Below are 22,071 nucleotides of genomic sequence, written 5' to 3'. Positions count from 1 at the left end.
AACAATAAAATTTAGTTATCAACAGTTCAATTGTTAATGAATGGTGAACTATCTAGTTCGTAATTTTTCGCCTTTGCCTTAACAATTTTTTTACTTTCGTGATATGGAAAAAACAAAATCGGCACAACAATATAAATTTGGAGGAGGAAATGTTATTAATCTTGAAAAAGGAAAATTACCTCCACAAGCAGTTGATTTAGAAGAAGTTGTGCTAGGCGCGATGATGATAGATAAAAAAGGTGTAGATGAGGTTATAGATATTCTTCATCCTGAAGTTTTTTATAAAAAATCACATCAACATATTTATCATGCTGTCTATACCTTGTTTGAAAATAGTGAACCAGTTGACTTATTAACGGTTTCTAGTCAATTAAAGAAAGATGAAAAACTGGAAGCTTCCGGTGGCGATTATTATTTAATTCAACTAACCCAAAAAGTATCATCTTCTGCACATATTGAGTTTCATGCTAGAATAATTCTTCAAAAATATATTCAACGAAGTTTGATAAAAATTTCAAATGAAATAATTGAAGATGCCTACGAAGAAAGTACAGATGTTTTTGATTTATTAGACACAGCAGAATCTAAACTTTATGAGGTAACACAAGGAAATATTAAACGTTCTTCAGAAACGGCTCATAGTTTAGTAATTCAAGCAAAGAAAAGAATTGAGGAAATTTCTAATAAAGAAGGTTTAAGCGGTATTCCTTCCGGTTTTGATAAACTAGATCAACTTACTTCCGGTTGGCAGCCCAGTGATTTAATTATTGTGGCAGCAAGACCTGGTATGGGTAAAACAGCATTAACCTTGTCAATGGCTCGTAATATTGCAGTTGGACAAAATATTCCGGTTGCATTTTTCTCTTGTGAAATGTCTTCTGTACAGTTGATTACACGTTTAATTTCTTCTGAAACAGGACTTTCTTCAGAAAAACTAAGAACAGGAAATTTAGAAACACACGAGTGGGAACAACTAAACGTGAAAGTTAAAGGCTTGGAAAAAGCACCTTTATTTATTGATGATACACCATCTCTTTCTATTTTTGATTTACGTGCAAAAGCACGCCGTTTAGCCTCACAACACGGTATAAAGTTAATTGTAATTGACTATTTACAATTAATGACCGCGGGTGGAACACAGAAAGGTGGAAATCGTGAACAGGAAATTTCTACTATTTCTAGAAACCTGAAAGCTTTAGCAAAAGAATTAAATGTACCGGTTATTGCTCTTTCTCAGTTATCTCGAGCAGTAGAAACTCGTGGAGGAAGCAAGCGACCTCTGCTCTCTGATTTAAGGGAATCTGGAGCAATTGAGCAAGATGCCGATATTGTTTCATTTATTTACCGTCCTGAATATTATAAAATTGATGAATGGGATGATGAAGAAAGAAGTCCGACCGAAGGTCAGGCAGAATTTATTGTAGCTAAACACCGTAACGGGGGATTAGAAAATATTAGGCTGAAATTTATCGGTCATCTTGGTAAATTTGATAATCTTGAAACTTTTGATTCACCATTTGAATTTCACTCTAAATTGAATGAAGAGAACGACGGTGAAAAAGACAATTTTAATCCGGCAAATCTTCCTTCAGCAGATGAAGCCTTTGGTAGTTCCATGAATAGTTCATCAGGAGAAGATGATGTGCCTTTCTAAATTGAAGAACGCTAATTTAGTTATGGAATAAATTTTGATTATCTTTCAACTATGAAAAAGTTAATTTGCATTTTAATTTTATTACTAATTCCGTTTTTTTCATTTGCATCTTATGTTTTAATTCCTATGGATGCTGATTCTCAAAAAGATCATTTAAAAGCATACGGAATAACGTATTGGGTGCTAAAAAAGCAACAAAAAGTAAAATGGTTACTCAATTATAGAGGAGGAGCTTTTTTAGTACCAGACACAGAGGGATTACGTAAAGAGTGTAAAATTAGAGGAGTTTCGTTTGAGGTTTTAAGCGATGCTAAAACTAGTTCTGTTTTAGAAGAGATTAGTAGTCCTTCACAAAACATGGAAGCTGTGGTCTTAGAAAAAGCACCTAAAATTGCTGTTTATACTCCAGACGGAAAAGCACCTTGGGATGACGCTGTAACAATGGTTTTAACTTATGCCGAAATACCTTATGAAACTATTTATGATAAAGATGTATTAGAAGAAAAACTCTTATTGTACGATTGGCTGCACTTACATCACGAAGACTTCACAGGTCAATATGGTAAGTTTTATGCCAGATATCGCGCAACTCCGTGGTATATTGAAGATAAGAAAAATGCTGAAAAATTAGCGACAGATTTGGGTTATGATAAAGTTTCTGAAGAAAAACTAGCTGTCGCTAAAAAAATAAGAAATTACGTAGTAGGTGGTGGTTTTATGTTCGCTATGTGCAGTGCAACCGATAGTTTTGATATAGCTCTAGCTGCAGATGGTGTTGATATTTGTGAACCTATGTTCGATGGCGACCCAAGTGAGGCTGGTTATCAGAGCAAAATTGATTACAATAATACATTTGCATTTACTGATTTCACGTTGGAGAGAAGTCCTATGAAATATGAGTTTTCTTCTATTGATATGACAACAAAAAGAAAGATTTCTAAAGAGGTAGATTATTTTACTCTGAAAACCTATTCGGCTAAATGGGATCCTATTCCTACGATGCTATGTCAAAACCATACTAGTTTAGTGAAAGGCTTTATGGGGCAAACTACTTCTTACGATCCACGAGAAATAAAACCAACTGTTCTAGTAATGGGAAAAAATAAAAGTAATGGTGAAGCTCGTTATATCCATGGAATAAAAGGAAAAGGTTTTTTTACATTTTATGGAGGTCACGATCCTGAGGATTATCAACATATGGTAGGAGATCCTAAAACAGAGTTGTCATTGCATCCTAATTCTCCCGGTTATCGTTTAATTTTGAATAATGTATTATTTCCAGCTGCTAAGAAAAAGAAACAAAAAACTTGATGCAAAAAAAATCCTGATAAATTTTTCATCAGGATTTTTTTGAATATTGACATACACTTATTTAAACATATCCATTCCTGGAATATTTGGCATTCCTTCTTTAGCAGCTGCTCCAAGCTCAGCTTCATTTACATCGCTCGCTTTTTTTATAGCTTTATTTAAGGTAAGAACTAAATAATCTTCTAATTGTTCTTTATCTTCCATTAATTTATCAGCAACTTCAATATTTTTAATTTCTCTATTTGCTGTAATAGTTACTTTTAAAAGTCCGTCGTTAGAGGCTTCCTGAAGACTAACCGTATCTAATCTTTTTTTAGTCTCTTCAACTTTTTGTTGTGTCTCCTTTAATTTATTCATCATATCTCCAAACATGATCATCTAGTTTTAAGTTAAGCTACAAAGTTATAAAACAGAAGTGTTCATTTCATAAATACTTGAAGCTTTCTTAGTAAATTTAGGTTAGAATTTTACCTTTGTGGCAATCAAGAAATTAAAAGCATAAATTTTGAAAATATCAGTAGCCGCGCCGAAAGCAAAAAAAATTGCTAAAAAATTGGAAATTCATGGAGATGAAAGAATAGATAATTATTTCTGGTTAAATGAACGAGAAAACCCCGAAGTAATTAAATATTTAGAGGAAGAAAACGCTTATAATGATGAAATGACAGCGCATACAAAGCATTTTCAAGAAAACTTATTCGAAGAATTAAAAGCACGTATCAAAGAGGATGACACTTCTGTTCCTTATAAGATGAATGGTTATTGGTATTATGTAAGATTTGAAACCGGAAAAAATTATCCAATTTATGCTCGAAAAAAAGAAACTTTAGAAGCAGAAGAGCAAATTTTATTTGATTGTAATAAAATGGCACAAGGGCATTCGTATTTTAAATTAACCGGGCTAAGTATTAGTCCCGATAATAATTTAATTTCTTTTGGAGTTGATACGGTGAGCCGAAGAAAATTCACCATTCAGGTGAAGAATATAGAAACAGGAGAAATTCTTCCAACTAAAATAGAAACCACCACCGGAAGCTCTACCTGGGCAAACGATAATAAAACGCTTTTTTACACTCGTAAAGACGAAGAAACGCTTCGGTCAGATAAAATATATCAGCATATTTTAGGAGAAAATCCAGATGATGATATATTAGTTTATCATGAAAAAGATGAAACTTTTAATGCTTACGTTTACAAATCAAAATCAAAAAAATATATCATCATTGGTTCTAGCAGTACTGTTAGCGATGAATATAGAATTTTAAATGCCGATTTTCCCAGAGGAAATTTTCACCTATTTCAAGAACGCATTCGCGGATTAGAATATGGAATAGCTCATTACCAAGACTTTTTTTATGTGTTAACAAATGCTGATGATGCTACCAATTTTAAATTGATGAAAACCCCGACCGAAAAAACTGCTAAAGACAATTGGGAAGAAGTTATTCCACATCGAAAAGATGTTTTGTTAGAAGATGTCGATATTTTTAGAGATTATTTAGTTTTAGGAGAACGTACCCAAGGCTTAAATAAGATCAGAATTATGCGTTGGGATGAACAGGAAGATTATTATTTGCCTTTTGATAATGAAACCTATACAGCTTACACCGGTAACAACCCGGATTTTGATACTAATATTTTACGATACGGGTATAATTCGCTAACCACTCCAGCCTCTGTTATTGATTTTAACATGAAAACAAAAGAAAGTGAGGTTAAGAAAGAACAATCTGTTGAAGATCCCAGTTTTAGAAAAGAAAATTATACATCAGAACGTATTTGGGCAACAGCACAAGACGGAACTAAAGTTCCAATGTCATTAGTCTATAAAAAAGGTCTAAAAAAAGACGGTAATAATCCTGTACTGCAATACGCATACGGAAGTTATGGTCATACCACCGATCCTTCTTTCTCAACATCTAGATTAAGTTTATTAAACCGCGGTTTTGTTTTTGCGATTGCTCACGTTCGTGGAGGAGAATATTTGGGTAGAGAATGGTATGAGGAAGGAAAATTGCTTCATAAAAGAAACACATTTACAGATTTTATAGATTGCAGTAAATTTTTAATTCAACAAAATTATACATCTGCAAAATATTTATATGCTTTTGGTGGTTCTGCAGGAGGAATGTTAATGGGCGGTATTTTAAATATGGCGCCACAATTGTACAATGGTGTTATTGCTGCAGTACCATTTGTAGATGTTGTATCTACTATGTTGGACGATAGTATTCCTCTAACAACAGGAGAGTATGATGAATGGGGTAATCCGAATGATAAGAATTATTATGAGTATATGAAATCTTATTCTCCTTATGACAATGTTCAAGCACAAGATTATCCAAATATCTTAGTAACTACGGGTTTTCATGATTCTCAAGTACAATATTGGGAGCCAGCAAAGTGGGTAGCAAAATTAAGAGAACTAAAAACAGACTCAAATATTTTATTATTTCATACAAATATGGAAGCTGGGCACGGCGGGGCATCGGGAAGGTTTGAAGCCTTAAAAGAAGTAGCTGAAGATTATGCTTTTATATTAGACTTAGAAGGAATAAGTGAATAATTAAAAAAAATAATGTAAATTTGCCCTGTTTTGTACTAATGTTTAGTTGATACTTCGGCAAACATTTATATGTTAACAAGAACATCAATTTATGAGAGAAGACTTACAGGTTTACAACAATGTATTACAACTCATAGGGGATACTCCATTAATAAAGTTGAACCAAATTACTGAGAATTTTAAAGGCGATTTTTTCGCAAAAGTAGAAGCTTTTAACCCTGGTCATTCTACTAAAGACCGGATAGCGCTTTACATTATAGAAGAAGCAGAACGCAAAGGAATTTTAAAACCCGGCGACACCATTATAGAAACTACATCGGGTAATACCGGTTTTAGTATTGCTATGGTAAGTGTTATAAAAGGTTATGATTGTATTCTTGCTGTAAGTTCAAAATCTTCTGGCGATAAAATTGATATGCTTCGTACAATGGGAGCCAAGGTGTATGTTTGTCCAGCAAATGTTTCGGCAGACGATCCACGTTCTTATTATCAAGTTGCAAAACGCTTAAATCAAGAAATTAAAGGTTCGGTTTATATCAATCAATATTTTAATGAATTAAATATTGATGCACATTATAATTCAACAGGGCCTGAAATATGGAAACAAACAGAAGGAGAGATTACTCATTTTGTTGCTTGTAGTGGTACCGGAGGTACAATTTCTGGAACAGCGCGTTTTTTAAAGGAAAAAAATCCTGATATTAAAATTATTGGAATTGACGCTTATGGATCTGTGCTAAAAAAATATCACGAAACTAAAGAGTTAGATCCCGACGAAATATATCCTTATAGAATTGAAGGCTTAGGGAAAAACTTAATTCCAACGGCTACAGACTTTGATATTATAGATACGTTCGTTAAAGTTTCTGATGAAGCAAGTGCACATACAGCTAGAAATATTGCAAGAACAGAGGGTTTATTTGTTGGTTATACTAGTGGAGCAGCTTTTCAAGGAGTTAAACAATTAGTAGAAGAAGGAGAGTTTGATGAAAATAGTAAAGTAGTTATTATTTTTCCTGATCACGGATCTCGTTATATGAGTAAAATATATAGCGACGATTGGATGCAAGAACAAGGTTTTTCAGATAGTGAAAATAATGTTGGAGCAGAAAAAATAGAATATATTAAGTAGCTTTTTAGCAATTAAATAATTAAAGCATCCTATATTAGGATGCTTTTTGCTATTTATAACGAAAAAATTAAGCGAAATTCAAAATCGTAAAAGAAGAGTTTGTAGAAATTTCATACTTTTGCGACTTGGTTTAAAAACAAAAATCTTATGAAAGATCTATTTGATAAAATATACAAGGATAAAGGACCACTAGGTAAATGGGCAGATCAAGCGGAAGGCTATTTTGTTTTTCCAAAATTGGAAGGTGAAATTAGTAACCGAATGAAATTTAGAGGAAAAGAAGTTATTACCTGGAGTGTGAATGATTATCTAGGTTTGGCAAACCATCCGGAAGTAAGAAAAGTAGATGCAGAAGCAGGAGCAAAGTATGGTTCAGCATATCCTATGGGAGCAAGAATGATGAGCGGTCACACAGACTTACATGAAAAACTTCAAAATGAATTGGCAGAATTTGTGAATAAAGATGCCGCTTATTTATTAAATTTCGGGTATCAAGGCATGGTTTCTACCATAGATGCCCTGGTTGGTAAAGATGATGTTATCGTTTATGATGTAGATGCTCATGCTTGTATTATCGATGGTGTTCGTTTACATTTAGGAAAACGTTTTACATATAAACATAACGATGTTGCGAGTATAGAAAAAAACTTAGAGCGTGCAACTAAAATTGCTGAACAAACCGGCGGCGGAATTCTTTTGATTTCTGAAGGTGTATTTGGAATGCGTGGTGAACAAGGAAAATTAAAAGAAATAGTTGAATTAAAGAAAAAATTTAATTTCCGTTTATTTGTTGATGATGCTCACGGGTTTGGAACATTAGGAGAAACTGGTGCAGGAGCTGGAGAAGAGCAAGGTGTTCAAAATGATATAGATGTTTATTTTGCCACTTTTGCAAAATCAATGGCAAGTACAGGAGCTTTTATTGCGGCAGATCAAGAGGTAATCGATTATTTAAAGTATAATTTGCGTTCGCAAATGTTTGCAAAGTCGCTACAAATGCAATTAGTAGAAGGTGCTTTAAAACGTTTAGAAATGCTTAAAACCATGCCCGAACTAAAAGAAAAGCTTTGGGAAAACGTAAATGCATTGCAAAACGGTTTAAAAGATCGAGGTTTTGACATTGGTACAACGCAAAGCTGTGTAACACCGGTTTACTTAAAAGGAAGTATTCCTGAAGCAATGGCGCTAGTAAAAGATTTAAGAGAAAATCATGGCGTGTTTTGTTCTATTGTAGTGTATCCAGTAATTCCTAAAGGTTTAATTTTACTCAGAATGATTCCGACAGCTTCACATACTTTACAAGATGTCGAAGAAACCTTAGTAGCGTTTTCAGCGATTAGAGAGCGGTTAGAAAGTGGATTATACAAACGTATGTCTGCTGCAGTTTCTGAAGCAGTAAAGGAATAAAACATAAATTTTCAAGCATAAAAGAAGCCGATACAATTTTGTATCGGCTTCTTTATTATGAATTATTATCAAGATAAATTAATCATTCATTGTTCCGTCAGGATTAACAAGTTCGCTGTTTCTTTTTTTCTTAGCGTCTTCTTCCGGTTTTTCCTTTTTAGCCGGATCAAAAATTAATTCATCTGATGAGTGCATATCAATTCGGTAAGAAACACCAAGGGTAGCTTGCCAACGCGATGGTGTGTTTTTAAAGTTAACCATAGCAGAAGCATCTAATTGTAAATCTTTAGTAAGTAAATAAGCTCCACCGGCACGTAATAAATTATCACTGTATAAATCGTTTTTTATAACCTGATATTCTCCAAAGACAGAAACTTTAGAATTTATACTGTGCGTCATCGTAAAAATTCCTGCGTAACTCGGATAATCTGTAGTTACTTTGTCTACTACAAAGTTCATCACAAAAACCCACCTTCCCCAATTATTTTGAGTTAACAAAACAAATTGAGGGCTGATATTGGGTTCATTTGGTGCTAAATAAGGATTATCACCAAAAAGTAAATTTGCACCCGCGTAAACTGAAACTGCCGGAATCAAATCTTTCCATTTAAAACTGTTATTTGCTTTCCAGCTTTTAAGGTTTGGTTTTTCGAAATAATCATTTTTATAAGGATCGTAAATTAAATATTTCACACCTAATGTGTTACTTCGGAAATTTCTATATTTATATTCAATTTCTTGCCCGCCAATAATTTGTTGTTGTGTAGAACTTAAATAGGTTCCTTTTAAATTAATTTCTAACTGTTCCATTAAAAAACCATAACGCACTTCATAATCAACACCAAGTTGATCTGTTTCAGTTTCTAAAAGATCATGATTATTTTGACCGTATTGTAAACCTGTTTCAAATTGTAATACTTGATTCCCTACGGCAAAAGCACCACTTGAATTCCCTGGACGATTGGAATTTATAGTTTCTGTATATTGAGCTGAAATCGTAAAGCTGAAGAAAAATAAGCCTAGAGCAGGTAAAAAATGTTTAAGCATAAAATAATTTTTATCTCAAATATAGATGAATTTTATTATTTTTTGATCTAAAGTCTTCTTTAAAGCATAGTATTTAATAATTTTGTAAGAAAAAAATTATGCAAGAGGCATCTTTTACGGGGTTTATTAAAACCGTTTTTATCATTTTATTGGTTTATTTCGGAATTAAAATAATTTTTAGATGGTACGGTCCGCAGATTATGAAGTTTATTCTAAGAAAAGTAGGGCAACGGGTTTCTAAAAATTTTCAGCAACAACAAGATTTTTACAATAAGCAGTCTGCTAATCGACAAGAACATAAAGGTGAAAATATCGAGACCGAGCGAAGAGAAAATAAAAAGGTAGGAGAATATATTGATTACGAAGAAATTGATTAATTTTCGACAATCTTAAAAAAAGAAATAGTGCATGGCCTTTAATGTAAAGCGTATTCTTCCTCATATTATAGCAGTTCTTGGTTTTATTGTAGTTGCGGTACTTTATTTTAATCCTGTTTTACAAGGGAAAGTAATTTATCAGAGTGATATTGTTCAATATACCGGAATGGCTAAGCAGCAAAATGATTTTAGAGCTGAAAATGATGCAGAACCGTATTGGACAGATGCTGCTTTTGGCGGAATGCCGACTTATCAGTTAGGTGCAAATTATCCACACAATTATATAAAAAAACTCGATAGAAGTTTACGTTTTTTACCGCGTCCGGCAGATTATCTTTTCTTGTATTTTATAGGTTTATATATATTATTACTATGCTTAAAAATAGATTATAAACTTGCTTTTCTGGGTGCATTAGCATTTGGTTTTTCTACCTATTTAATCATTTTATTAGGAGTCGGGCATAATTCTAAAGCGCACGCAATTGCTTATATGCCGGTGGTTTTAGCGGGAATCATTTTATGTTTTCGTAAAAAATATATTGGCGGTGGTTTATTATTAACTTTAGGAATGGCTCTAGAAATTAGTGCTAATCACTTTCAGATGACGTATTATCTACTGTTGCTGGTGATTGTTTTAGGCATTGTTTATTTCATCGATTTCTTTAAGAAGAAAAAGCTTCCGCAGTTTTTTTCTGCTTTAGGCGTTATGGTTATTGCGGTTTTATTAGCTATAGGAACTAATGCAACTAATTTATTAGCCACACAGGAATATACAAAATTTAGTACACGCGGAAAAAGTGAAGTAAGTATTAATCCGGATGGAACACCCGATAATTCGCAACAAGCCGGCTTAGATTATGATTACATTACCGAATATAGTTATGGCGGTTGGGAAAGCTTCAATCTTTTTATTCCGCGTTTTATGGGTGGTTCTAGTTCAGAAAAATTAACTGAAGAATCTGCCTCTTACAAATACTTATTAAATCTTGGAGCAAGCCCTCAGCAAGCAAAAGGTTTTATTGAAGGTGCTCCAACCTATTGGGGAGAACAAACTTTTATTGGTGCACCGGCGTATATTGGCGCGAGTGTAATTTTCCTGTTTGTATTCGCATTATTTCTTGTTCGCGGAAAATTAAAATGGTGGATTGTTGGTGGTTCGGTCTTAGCTTTAGCTTTGTCTTGGGGAGATAATTTTTCGGGATTAACCAAATTTTTTATTGAATACATTCCATTATATAATAAGTTTAGAGCGGTTTCTTCCATTCAGATTATTATAGAATTATGTGTTCCTGTTTTAGCGGTTGTCGGGTTGGCAAAGTTATTTGATAAGAACTTAAGGAAAGAAGCCAAAACGCACGCCTTAAAATGGAGCGCCATTATTGTTGGTGGACTTTTAGTAATGTTTTTATTATTGAAATCGATGTTATTCGATTTTTCGGTAGAGAGCGACCGAATGTTTATAGAGCAATTAGGCCCGGATTTTATAAAGGCATTAAAAGAAGATCGTATCGCGATGTTCACCGCAGATACTATTAGAAGTTTAATTTTTGTGGTATTAATTGCCGGAATTATTTGGTTATTCTTAAAAAATAAGATGACAAAAAATTTAGCAATCGGTGGATTATTGGTTCTAATATTAACTGATTTAATTTCTGTAGATCGTCGTTACGTTAACGAAGATGATTTTGTGAGCAAGCGCCAAATGGAACAACCTTTTCAGAAATCACCGGCAGATCAGCAAATTTTAGAAGATGATGGACATTTTAGAGTGTTAGATCTTTCCAGTAGTCCGTTAAACTCGGCCAGAGCTTCGTATTTTCATAATTCCTTAGGTGGTTATCACGCTGCAAAACCAAAACGTACGCAACAATTATTTGATTTTCATATTTATCAAGGCAATAGGGAAGTTTTAAATATGCTGAATACAAAATATACCATTCGCTCTAATCAAGGGCAAGTAATGGCGCAACTAAATCCTGATGCTAACGGAAATGCTTGGTTTGTAGAACAAGCAAAAGTAGTGAATAATGCAAATGATGAAATTTTAGCGTTGGATAGTTTAAATACAAAACAGACCGCAATTGTTCATCAAGATTTTGCTGAATTTCTTCCGAAGAAAAATTTTATAGAAAATTCTTCTGATAATATAAAATTGACATCTTACCAGCCAAATGAGTTGATTTATACTTATGAAGCAAGTAAAAAAAGATTGGCAGTTTTTTCTGAAATCTATTATCCTGAAGGTTGGGTTGCTAAAGTTGATGAGAAGGAAATCCAGCATTTTAGAGCAGATTTTGTTTTACGAGCGGCCATGTTACCTGCCGGAAAACACACCTTAACTTTCAGTTTTCAGCCAGAAGTTGTAAAAACAGGAAGTACAATAGCATTGATTAGTTGTATTGTATTAGTGTTGTTGATTTTAGGCGGAATCTTTTTCTTTTTCAAGAAAAACAGAACTTAATTGACTATGCAAAAAGTACTCATTATTGCATATTATTGGCCGCCAGCCGGTGGTCCTGGAGTACAACGTTGGTTAAAATTTGTTTCATATTTGAGAGATTTCGGAATTGAACCTATTGTTTTTGTTCCTGAAAATCCAAATTACCCAATTGTAGATGAATCTTTGGTTGATGAAATCCCGGAGGGAATTAAAGTACTTAAGCAACCTATTTTTGAACCTTACGGGATAGCAAAAATTTTCTCAAAAAAATCGACTGAAAAAATTAGCAGTGGAATTATTGAGGATGAAAAAAAACAAAATTTGCTTCAGCAGTTATTGCTTTTTATTCGAGGTAATTTTTTTATTCCCGATGCCAGAAAATTTTGGGTAAAACCTTCGGTGAAATATTTAGAAAGTTACATCAAAAAAAATAATATTAACACCATAATAACTACCGGTCCTCCGCATAGTTTACACTTAATAGGTTTACAACTAAAACAAAAATTAGGAGTGAATTGGCTGGCAGATTTTAGAGATCCGTGGACAAGTATTGGTTATCATGAGAAGTTGAAATTGACTAAGAAAGCTTCAGCAAAACATAAAGCATTAGAGAAGCAGGTTTTACAAGAAGCTTCGCATATCATTACAACGAGTTTTAAAACTAAAGAAGAATTTTTAGCATTAACTTCTACAGAAATTTCTGTAATTACAAATGGCTATGAAAAACAAGCTTTACTAAAAAAAAATAATTCAGCTAAAAAATTTACTATTGCACATATAGGCTCATTACTCTCAGAACGAAATCCGATAGCATTATGGCAAGCTTTGGCTGAAATTATTGAAGAAAATAATGACTTTAAAAAGTTGTTTCAGCTTCAATTAATAGGGAAGGTGAGTGGTCAAGTTTTTCAAAGTATTAAAAAAGCTGGCTTAAAAAACCATGCTATAAATATTGGTTACGTTTCTCATCTAAAAGCTATAGAATTTCAGCAACAAGCACAGGTTTTATTACTTTTAGAAATAGACAGACCAGAAACAGAAGCCATAATTCCCGGAAAATTATTTGAATATTTAGCGGCTAAACGACCAATTATAGCTATTGGCCCCAAAGCTTGGGATGTGTCAAAAATCTTAGCAGAAGTAAAAATGACGCCTCCTTTTTTATATGATGAAAAGGAAAAAATTAAGCAAGAAATTTTGAAGTATTTTAATGACTTTCAGCAGAATTCTCTTGAAGTATCTTCTGAAGGAATTGAAAAGTATAGCCGAAAAAATTTAACTAAAAACTTAGCTGAAATTTTAAGGCACTACGCTTAACTTAGTACTATGGGAATTGTTTTAAATCAGTCTTTTAAAAATATGGTGACCACCTATTTAGGTTTTGCCATTGGTGCTATAAATGTTTTGCTGCTTTACCCAAATTTTTTAACACCAAAATATTACGGTTTAATTACATTTCTACTCTCGGCAAGTACACTAATCTGGCCAATTTTAGGTTTAGGTGTTCACAATACATTAATCAAATTTTATAGTTCGTATAAAACAGAAGAAGATCAGCAAAAATTACTCTCATTTGCATTGATTTTCCCTTTATTGATGGGGATAGTTTTAGGAGCTTTCGGTTATGTTTTTTATGAAAATTTACTGATTTACTTCAACAAAAATGCACTAGTCCAACCTTATGTTTGGGTTATTTTTATCATCGCAGTCAGCATTGCTTATTTTGAAGTTTTTTTTGCCTGGGGAAAATTAAAATTGAAAAGTGTTTTTGGGAATTTTATGCGAGAAGTTTTTCATCGAATTTGTGTAATGATTCTTCTGCTATTGGTTTGTTATGAGTTACTTGATGTTACAGGATTTATATATTCCTTAGTGCTGGTTTACGCATTGCGAAGTTTACTTATTATGATTTATGCATTTAATTTGCTACCGCCAAAATTTGATTTTAGATTACCTTCAAATAAAAAATCACTTTATAAATATTCATTTTTAATTTTTATTGCTGGAACCGTAGCAACCGCTTTATTAGATTTAGATAAAGTAATGATAGAACATTATTTACCCATAGAAAATGTTTCGGTTTATGGAATTGCAGTTTATGTAGCCTCGGTAATTGCAGTGCCTTCAAGAGCAATGCTACAGATTTTAAACCCGATTACGGCTACATTGCTCAATAATAAAGAGAAAGAAAAATTGGGTATGATGTATAAAAAAAGTTCGGTGACATTATTAGCGGTGAGCGGACTAATTTTTTGTTTAATCATCACCAATATCAATCAGTTATATGAATTAATGCCAAAGGAATATGAGATTGAAGTTTCTATTGTCATTTTACTTTGTTTGGTAAAACTCTTTGATAATTTAATCGGCAATAACAATAGTATACTATTAAATTCAGATCATTACCGATTAATTCTTATTCTGGGTATTGCAATGGTTATAATTGCCTTTTTGTTGAATATATGGTTAATTCCTGTTTTTAGTTTATTAGGTGCGGCTATAGCGAGTTTTGTTGCATTTTTCTTATACAATTCAACAAAATTAATTTTAGTCTATCAAAAATTTAAATTGCATCCATTTACAAGAAAAACCTTGCTTGTACTTTTATTGATAACAATTTTAAGCTTAATTTTTTATTTCATTAAAATTCCGATAAACCCCATATTTTCTATACCCTTAAAATCAGGAATTTTAAGCCTAATTTATTTATGGGTAGTGTACCGATTTAATTTTTCTGATGATATAACACAAACCATAGAAAAGTATATAAAAAAACAAACTCCCCAATAAAACTATCAAGGAGTTTGAAAAAACTAACCAAAACTATTGCTATCTCCTGCTTGAAGCCGCACTACTTCTTGCAGCAGATGTATTAGATTTACGAGAATTATAAGTGTTTGGTTTTCTTACACTTGTATTTTTTTCAGTTCGGGTAGTAGTTTCTGAAGAAACTCGCTCGTTTCTTCCTTCATTTCTACTTGATGGTAAGCGTTCTACAGTACTTAATTTTCGTTCATTTTCTCTGGATAATTCACGAGTATTGTTCCTTCTTGTATTTATAGAACTTGTATTATTTATACCGCTGGATCTTATATTGGTTGTTGAAGCGGTTTTTGTACCTCTATTATAATTTCCTATGGAAGCAGAAGGCTCATAAAAATTGTTTCTATAATTAGAGCGATTTTGATAATTGCTTCTAAACGAATTATATGACAATCTTCTAGGTTGATAATAAGCACGATAAGGTTGCGAATAGACAATTACTCGCGTAGGCTTACAATAAAATTGATGCCACGGTCTATAAATATACTGTTGATTATTATAATTTATGTAGCCAATATAGTTTGAAATATTTCCATAGCGATTATATCTAATTCTTAAATTCCCAATTTGACTAAGCTGTCCAAACCTGTTATAGTATAAATTTGTATTTCCAATTCTAGTTACGCGTCCATAATAATCATAATAAATAGGAACGCGTTCTATTTGAACGACAGCTCCATAATCATCAAATTGAATAAAGGGATTATAATTATAGCCTGCGTTGAAACTGATATTTACCATAGAACTTTGAGTATTAATTCTAATAGGTTGCGCGGGTAAATAATAAAAGTCAAATTGTCCATCAGGATAAATGGCAAACTCAACATTAGACTCTGTAAAAATTACAGCTTGCTGATTTCTAAAATCTATTGAAGCTTTTGAAGTAAATAGACAAATAAAAAATAGTGCGAATAATAAGGTTAGCTTTTTCATAATACTAATATTTTTATAAATACATTAATATATTTTCAAAAAAGATGCCAAAAAAATATTTTTTGTATTTTTACAAAAAGAAAGTCCCCAAAAATTAATCTGAGGACTTTCCAACTAACCAACCAAAAAATTAATTATCACTTATTGCGTAAGCAATGCTTGATAATCATTATTTAAATTACAAGTATTATGCCAAACACTTGGTTTTCAAGTTTAGTTTAGAGTTTTTCTTTTAAATACTTTGCTGTATATGATTTTTTATTTTTTGCAATTTCTTCCGGTGTTCCGGTAGCAATTAAATTCCCTCCTTTTTCGCCTCCGGTTAAACCTAAATCAATTACATAATCAGCACATTTTACCAATTCCATATTGTGTTCTATTACAATAACAGAATGTCCTTTCTCTAGCAAAGCATTAAAAGAAGCCATTAATTTTTTAATGTCATGAAAATGTAATCCGGTTGTAGGTTCGTCAAAAATAAATAAAGCTTTATCTTTTGTATTTCCTTTTCCTAAAAACGAAGCTAATTTTATTCGCTGTGCTTCACCACCCGAAAGAGTAGAGGAGCTTTGACCTAAAGTTACATAACCTAAACCAACATCTAAAAGAGGTTGTAGTTTTCGTTGAATTTTGGTTTCGCCGTGGGTTTCAAAAAACTCAATAGCATCAGAAATGGTCATGCTTAGAATATCGAAAATTGATTTGTCTTCAACCTTAATTTCTAAAATTTCATTCTTAAAACGTCTTCCTTTGCATGCTTCACATTCTAGGTGAACATCGGCCATAAATTGCATTTCTATGGTTACTTCACCTTCACCTTTACAGGTTTCACAGCGACCACCGTCAACATTAAAACTAAAATGCTTTGGTTTATAACCTCTTACTTTTGCTAGTTTTTGATTCGCAAATAGACTTCTAATTTCATCGTATGCTTTAATATAAGTTACCGGGTTAGAACGAGAAGAGCGCCCAATAGGATTTTGATCTACAAACTCGATGTTTTTTAAATTACTAAATTTACCTTCAATTTTAGTAACCTGACCAATTTTTTCTCCATAACCACCGGTTTCTTTTAGAATGGCCGGATAGAGAATATTTTTTACTAATGTACTTTTTCCACTTCCGGAAACCCCTGTTACTGCTGTAAAAACGCCTAATGGAAAACGTACATCAATATTTTTTAAATTATGTTCTCTAGCTCCAATTACATCAACATAATATTTAAAATCCCGTCTTTTTTTAGGAATTTCAATGGCTAATTCTCCCGTTAAATATTTTGCGGTAAGCGAATCAGATTTTAAAATATTTTTATAATTTCCGGTAGCAACAACTTCACCGCCTAAGGTTCCCGCTTCGGGACCAATATCTATAATCTCATCGGAAGCTTTCATAATATCTTCATCGTGTTCTACTACAATAACCGTGTTTCCAAGATCACGCAAAGATTTTAAAACTTCAATTAAATTTTCGGTATCTCGTGGATGTAAGCCGATACTAGGTTCATCTAAAATATACATCGATCCTACTAAGCTGCTTCCTAAAGAAGTAGCTAAATTTATGCGTTGTGACTCTCCGCCCGAAAGACTATTTGATTTTCTATTTAATGTGAGATAAGTTAGCCCAACATCACTTAAAAATTGTAAACGACTATTGATTTCTTTTAAAATTCTCTTTGCAATGGCAGTGTCTTGCTTACTTAACTTTAATTTTTTAAATATTTCTTGAACCTGATCTAATGGCTTTTCAACTAAATCTGTAATAGAATAACCATCCACTTTCACATAATCTGCTTCTGAGCGTAAACGTTTTCCTTCGCAAGTTTTACAGATTGTTTTTCCGCGATAGCGTGACAGCATAACGCGATTTTGAATTTTATAAGACTTTGCTTCTAAATGATCAAAAAAACTGGTTAAACCTTCAAAATACTTATTTCCTGTCCATAATAATTTTTTCTGCTCTTTGCTTAATTCAAAGTAGGGTTTATGGATCGGGAAATCAAATTTATGAGAATTATTAACCAATTGATCTCTATACCAACTCATACTTTCTCCGCGCCAAGGAAAAATAGCGTTTTCGTAAATGGAAAGGCCGGTGTTAGGAATAATTAAATCTTCATCTAAACCAATAACGTCTCCATAACCTTCGCAAGTAGGGCAAGCACCGTACGGATTATTAAAACTGAATAAATGAATATTGGGTTCATTAAATGTAATACCGTCTAGCTCAAATTTATTACTGAATTGTCTTATTTTTTTATCGGCTAAACTTTCTACAAATAATTCTCCTTTACCTTCATAAAAAGCAGATTGAGCAGCATCTGCAAGTCGGTTGTAAAAATCTTCTTCATCTTTCTTTACAATTCTATCTACAACCAACATGACCTTTTTCTTTTCTAGTTTAGTTAAATCGGTTTCATCAATTCGTAAAACTTCTTTATCAGCTTTTATTCTACTAAAACCTTGTTGTTGTAATACACCAATTTTTTCGGCTAATGTTCTTCCTTCTTCTTTTAAAATAGGAGCGAGGAGAAGGAGTTTAGCACGTTCTTCAAAAGTTTTTATATAATTAATTACGTCGGTTACGGTATCTTTTTTTACTTCATCTCCAGAAATAGGAGAGTAGGTTTTGCCAATTCTGGCAAATAGTAATTTTAAATAATCATAAACTTCTGTAGAAGTGCCAACAGTAGATCTAGGATTGGTTGAATTTACTTTCTGTTCTATCGCAATGGCGGGAGCAATGCCCTTAATATAATCTACTTTAGGTTTGTCTAAACGACCTAAAAACTGTCTGGCATAAGATGACAAACTTTCTACATAACGCCGTTGTCCTTCTGCATACAAGGTATCAAAAGCTAAACTTGATTTTCCTGAACCTGATAACCCTGTGATCACTACCAGTTTATTTCTAGGAATAACCACATTAATATTCTTGAGATTGTGGAGTTTAGCACCTTTTATAAGTATATTTTCTTTTGGATCTAAAGAAGAAAAAGATTTTGTTTTGCTCATTTTTTATAAGGAATAATCAGCAAATTTAAGGAAACTAAACGGACTAAAATGAAATGTTATGTTAATCAGTTTTATTAGGCTTTTGGTCATATTAGAATAAAATAATAATTTCTTACAAAGTTTGACTCAATGGCAGAAATAATGTTAAAATTTTTAACTTATTTGCAATTGTCAAAGATATGTTGTTATATTTACCACAAATAAACCTAAAAAATCTTAAAAGCCTATTTAGCACAATTACCTTATTATAGACTAAAAATTTATTATTAACCCCTACCAAAACCATACTTCATGGTCTTGGATTATTAATTATAGAAAGGTAATTGTTATGAAGAAAATTAAGACGACGACAGATGCGACTTTAGTAAAAAGTTATATAGATGGTAATGAAGAGGCTCTTTCCAAATTAATTAACCGTCACCAGCAACGTATTTATAACTTCATTTTTTCTAAAGTTTTTGATCGAGATATTACCGAAGATATTTTTCAGGATACATTTATAAAAGTTATACGAACGCTTAAGCGCGGAAAGTATAATGAAGAAGGTAAGTTTTTACCTTGGGTTATGCGTATTGCTCATAATTTAGTGATAGATCATTTCAGAAAAAGCAATCGCATGCCGAAATTTGAAAATAAAGGTGATTTTAATATTTTTTCTGTGCTAAAAGATGAAAAACTAGATGCGGAAAAATTAATGGTAAAAGATCAGATAGAAAACGATGTTAGAAATTTGATTCAAGAACTTCCTGAAGATCAAATGGAAGTGTTAATTATGCGTATTTATAAGGACATGAGTTTTAAAGAAATTTCTGAAAGAACAAATGTTAGCATCAATACAGCATTGGGTAGAATGCGCTATGCACTAATTAATTTACGTAAAGTAATTGAGAAACATAATATTGTTTTAACAAACTAATACAATACGTTGCGTTTTTTGTCGTTATTAAACTAACACTAACAAAAAACGCACATTACATGGCAAAACTCTACTTAAACCAATCACCCAATAAAAAGGTGGAAAATTTAGAACCTAGAAAAGAAACTATAGCGTTTCTTCTCAATTATTCAAAAGCGTTAAACGTAGTTGAAACCAAGAATAAAAAAACATTTGAAACAATTTTAAATTAAACTTTAAAAAAACCCGAACTACTTTTTTGTTCGGGTTTCTTTTTTATTTTTAGCATAGGCTTGTAAAACAGTTTTTCTTCCAATGGTTTTTGTGATAATGTCTTTATCCAGATTCCAGCCGCGAGCCGGAGAATATTCTCTTCCGTACCAAATAATTTGTAAATGAAGTTTATTCCAATTTTCTTCAGGAAATAGACGTTTTGCATCTTTTTCAGTTTGGGCAACACTTTTACCGTTAGATAAATTCCAGCGGTACATTAGACGGTGAATATGCGTATCTACCGGAAACGCAGGAACATTAAAGGCTTGTGCCATAACAACACTTGCCGTTTTGTGCCCAACGGCCGGAAAAGACTCTAAAGCCTCAAAACTAGCAGGAACTTTCCCATTATATTTTTCGATTAAAATTTCAGAAAGTCCATGGATTCCTTTTGATTTCATGGGAGATAAACCAACAGGTTTTATGATTTCCCTAATTTCTTCAACCGAAAGTTTTACCATTTCATAAGGTGTGCTGGCTTTTTCAAAAAGTAATGGTGTAATTTGATTTACTTTTACATCAGTACTTTGAGCAGAAAGAAGTACAGCAATTAATAAAGTATATGGATCTTTATGATCTAACGGTATTGGGATTTCCGGATAAATCTCATTTAACGTATTTATAACAAATTCTACTTTTTCCTGTTTGGTCATTTTACTTACTTTTAAGCAAAAATAAGAATTATGACAACATTAAAAGCCGGCGATAAGGCTCCAAATTTTTCAGCAAAAGATCAAGATGGAAATTCTCACGAATTAAGCGATTATAAAGGAAAAAAATTGGTCGTATTTTTTTATCCAAAAGCTAGCACACCGGGCTGTACAGCAGAAGCTTGTAACTTGCGAGACAACTGGGAAACCTTTCAAGAAAAAGGCTATGCTATTTTAGGGGTAAGCGCAGATTCTCCAAAACGCCAACAAAATTTTAAAAATAAATATGAGTTGCCTTTTCCTTTATTAGCAGATGAAGACAAGAGTGTAATTAATGCCTTTGGAGTATGGGGACCTAAGAAATTTATGGGAAAAGAATATGAAGGAATTCATAGAACTACTTTTATCATTGATGAAGAAGGGAAAATTGAAGAAGTAATTGCTAAAGTAAAAACGAAAGCTCACGCAGAGCAAATTTTATAAGGCTTTAGCATAATATTGAAAAGCTTCTTCAATACTATATTGAGGAACATAACAATCTATTTGTGGTTTTCCTACTTGTTGAAGCAGCACAAAATTTATATTTCCGTGACTGTTTTTTTTATCAAATTTTAAAAGATCACAAATAGATTGAATTTCTTTAGAATCAAATCTAACAGGAGAAAATGTATTAAGAATTATCTTCTTAATTTCTTGACACTTTTTTTCTGAAAAATCTAACGTTTTTACAGAAAGATAGGTTTCTAAAATCATCCCTATAGCTATAGCTTCTCCGTGTAATAAAGTTTTACGGTCATTGTTTTTTAAAAAGTAAGATTCGATGGCATGGCCAAGTGTATGCCCGAAATTTAAAATTTTTCTGCTTCCTTTTTCAAACTGATCAGATTCTACAATAGTTGTTTTAAGTTGAATAGAATGATGAATTAAACTTTCTAAATCTGCTAGATTTAATTGAGAAAGGTCGCTTAATTTCTTAAAATAATCGGCATCTGCAATTAGTCCATGTTTAAGCATTTCAGCTAAACCGCTTCTAAATTCTTTTTTTGGTAAAGTACCCAAAAAACCACAATCTATTAAAGTTAGCTGTGGACTTTGAAAAACACCAATTTGGTTTTTTAAATTGCCTAAATCAACGCCAGTTTTACCGCCAACAGAGGCATCAACCATCGCTAGGAGCGAGGTAGGGATATTTATAAAGTCTATTCCTCTTTTATAAGTAGCTGCTACAAACCCGCCGAGATCAGTTACAACACCACCTCCTAAATTTATTAATAATGCTTTTCTATCGGCATCTAAATCGGTTAAACTTTGCCAAACTCCAGTGCAAGTTTCTAGGTTTTTATGCTCCTCGCCAGCTTCAATTTCAATAACTTCAATTGTAATATTGGTTTCTATGTGTTGCAAAAAATAGGCTAAACAATGTTCTTGCGTATTAGTATCGCAAAGAATAAAAATTTTTGAAGGCGATTTTTTTTTGATGAAGTTATTTACTGTATCGTATTGATATTCACCAAAATGTATAATATTCTTAACAGATGCAATAGAATTCATT

At 32.4% G+C, this 22,071-nt stretch carries 18 protein-coding genes; 12 read left to right on the top strand and 6 right to left on the bottom strand.

The features are described from left to right. The first annotated feature begins 103 nt into the window (after positions 1-103). Positions 104-1,654 carry a replicative DNA helicase gene (gene dnaB / locus D9R05_RS07515; RefSeq protein ID WP_121666608.1) on the top strand — a complete coding sequence of 517 codons (1,551 nt, stop codon included), beginning with the start codon at positions 104-106 and terminating at the stop codon, positions 1,652-1,654. Positions 1,655-1,705: 51 nt separating this feature from the next. Next, positions 1,706-2,965, top strand: coding sequence for an asparagine synthetase B (locus D9R05_RS07510; RefSeq protein WP_121666607.1), 1,260 nt, complete (start codon positions 1,706-1,708; stop codon positions 2,963-2,965). Positions 2,966-3,022: 57 nt separating this feature from the next. Here the strand turns inward: D9R05_RS07510 and D9R05_RS07505 are convergent, their stop codons facing one another. Continuing rightward, on the bottom strand, positions 3,023-3,337 hold the full coding sequence (locus D9R05_RS07505; protein ID WP_121666606.1) for a YbaB/EbfC family nucleoid-associated protein: 315 nt from the start codon (positions 3,335-3,337) through the stop codon (positions 3,023-3,025). 130 nt (positions 3,338-3,467) lie between these two features. On the opposite strand from D9R05_RS07505, the gene D9R05_RS07500 reads away from it, so the two are divergent. From D9R05_RS07500 to D9R05_RS07490, 3 genes are all read left to right on the top strand, one after another. After that, positions 3,468-5,531, top strand: a complete 2,064-nt coding sequence (locus tag D9R05_RS07500; protein WP_121666605.1) for a S9 family peptidase — start codon at positions 3,468-3,470, stop codon at positions 5,529-5,531. 91 nt (positions 5,532-5,622) lie between these two features. Further along, positions 5,623-6,663 (top strand): PLP-dependent cysteine synthase family protein, encoded by a 1,041-nt coding sequence (locus D9R05_RS07495; RefSeq protein ID WP_121666604.1) that lies wholly within the window; start codon positions 5,623-5,625, stop codon positions 6,661-6,663. A 147-nt stretch (positions 6,664-6,810) separates the two neighbouring features. Then, entirely contained in the window at positions 6,811-8,070 is a 1,260-nt protein-coding gene (locus D9R05_RS07490; RefSeq protein ID WP_121666603.1) for an aminotransferase class I/II-fold pyridoxal phosphate-dependent enzyme, read from the top strand. Between the two features lie 78 nt (positions 8,071-8,148). Here the strand turns inward: D9R05_RS07490 and D9R05_RS07485 are convergent, their stop codons facing one another. Continuing rightward, complete coding sequence (locus D9R05_RS07485) at positions 8,149-9,117, bottom strand: transporter (RefSeq protein WP_121666602.1); 969 nt, start codon at positions 9,115-9,117, stop codon at positions 8,149-8,151. A gap of 98 nt (positions 9,118-9,215) precedes the next feature. Between D9R05_RS07485 and D9R05_RS07480 the strand changes: the two genes are divergently transcribed. From D9R05_RS07480 to D9R05_RS07465, 4 genes are read left to right on the top strand one after another with little or no spacing between them, the layout of a single operon-like run. Beyond that, the gene (locus D9R05_RS07480; RefSeq protein WP_121666601.1) at positions 9,216-9,494 is read left to right on the top strand and encodes a DUF4834 family protein; all 279 of its coding nucleotides are present in this window, start codon (positions 9,216-9,218) and stop codon (positions 9,492-9,494) included. 31 nt (positions 9,495-9,525) lie between these two features. Beyond that, a complete protein-coding gene (locus D9R05_RS07475; protein WP_121666600.1) occupies positions 9,526-11,955 on the top strand; it encodes a YfhO family protein in 2,430 nt (809 codons plus the stop codon). Positions 11,956-11,961: 6 nt separating this feature from the next. Next, positions 11,962-13,251: a glycosyltransferase family protein gene (locus D9R05_RS07470; RefSeq protein WP_121666712.1), complete on the top strand. Its 1,290-nt coding sequence runs from the start codon at positions 11,962-11,964 to the stop codon at positions 13,249-13,251. 9 nt (positions 13,252-13,260) lie between these two features. Then, positions 13,261-14,724, top strand: coding sequence for a lipopolysaccharide biosynthesis protein (locus tag D9R05_RS07465; RefSeq protein WP_121666599.1), 1,464 nt, complete (start codon positions 13,261-13,263; stop codon positions 14,722-14,724). A 39-nt stretch (positions 14,725-14,763) separates the two neighbouring features. Here D9R05_RS07465 and D9R05_RS07460 read toward each other — a convergent pair whose 3' ends face one another. Beyond that, positions 14,764-15,690, bottom strand: a complete 927-nt coding sequence (locus D9R05_RS07460; RefSeq protein ID WP_121666598.1) for a hypothetical protein — start codon at positions 15,688-15,690, stop codon at positions 14,764-14,766. Between the two features lie 218 nt (positions 15,691-15,908). After that, entirely contained in the window at positions 15,909-18,701 is a 2,793-nt protein-coding gene (uvrA, locus tag D9R05_RS07455; RefSeq protein WP_121666597.1) for an excinuclease ABC subunit UvrA, read from the bottom strand. Between the two features lie 328 nt (positions 18,702-19,029). Here uvrA and D9R05_RS07450 point away from each other — a divergent pair, with 328 nt between their 5' ends. Beyond that, positions 19,030-19,617, top strand: a complete 588-nt coding sequence (locus tag D9R05_RS07450) for an RNA polymerase sigma factor (protein WP_121666596.1) — start codon at positions 19,030-19,032, stop codon at positions 19,615-19,617. Positions 19,618-19,676: 59 nt separating this feature from the next. After that, positions 19,677-19,829, top strand: a complete 153-nt coding sequence (locus D9R05_RS15490; RefSeq protein ID WP_162984921.1) for a hypothetical protein — start codon at positions 19,677-19,679, stop codon at positions 19,827-19,829. Positions 19,830-19,847: 18 nt separating this feature from the next. On the opposite strand, the gene D9R05_RS07445 is transcribed toward D9R05_RS15490, so the two are convergent. Then, positions 19,848-20,522 carry an endonuclease III domain-containing protein gene (locus D9R05_RS07445; protein ID WP_121666595.1) on the bottom strand — a complete coding sequence of 225 codons (675 nt, stop codon included), beginning with the start codon at positions 20,520-20,522 and terminating at the stop codon, positions 19,848-19,850. 30 nt (positions 20,523-20,552) lie between these two features. Between D9R05_RS07445 and bcp the strand changes: the two genes are divergently transcribed. Next, positions 20,553-21,002, top strand: coding sequence for a thioredoxin-dependent thiol peroxidase (bcp, locus tag D9R05_RS07440; protein ID WP_121666594.1), 450 nt, complete (start codon positions 20,553-20,555; stop codon positions 21,000-21,002). On the opposite strand, the gene aroB is transcribed toward bcp, so the two are convergent. Further along, positions 20,997-22,070 (bottom strand): 3-dehydroquinate synthase, encoded by a 1,074-nt coding sequence (gene aroB / locus D9R05_RS07435; protein WP_121666593.1) that lies wholly within the window; start codon positions 22,068-22,070, stop codon positions 20,997-20,999. The two genes, bcp and aroB, sit on opposite strands and share 6 nt — an antisense overlap. Position 22,071 lies beyond the last annotated feature (1 nt).

Source organism: Mesonia aquimarina (assembly GCF_003667275.1).
Classification (GTDB): Bacteria; Bacteroidota; Bacteroidia; order Flavobacteriales; family Flavobacteriaceae; genus Mesonia; species Mesonia aquimarina.
Note: the sequence above shows the minus strand (reverse complement) of the source record. Positions and strands in the feature narration are given on the sequence as shown.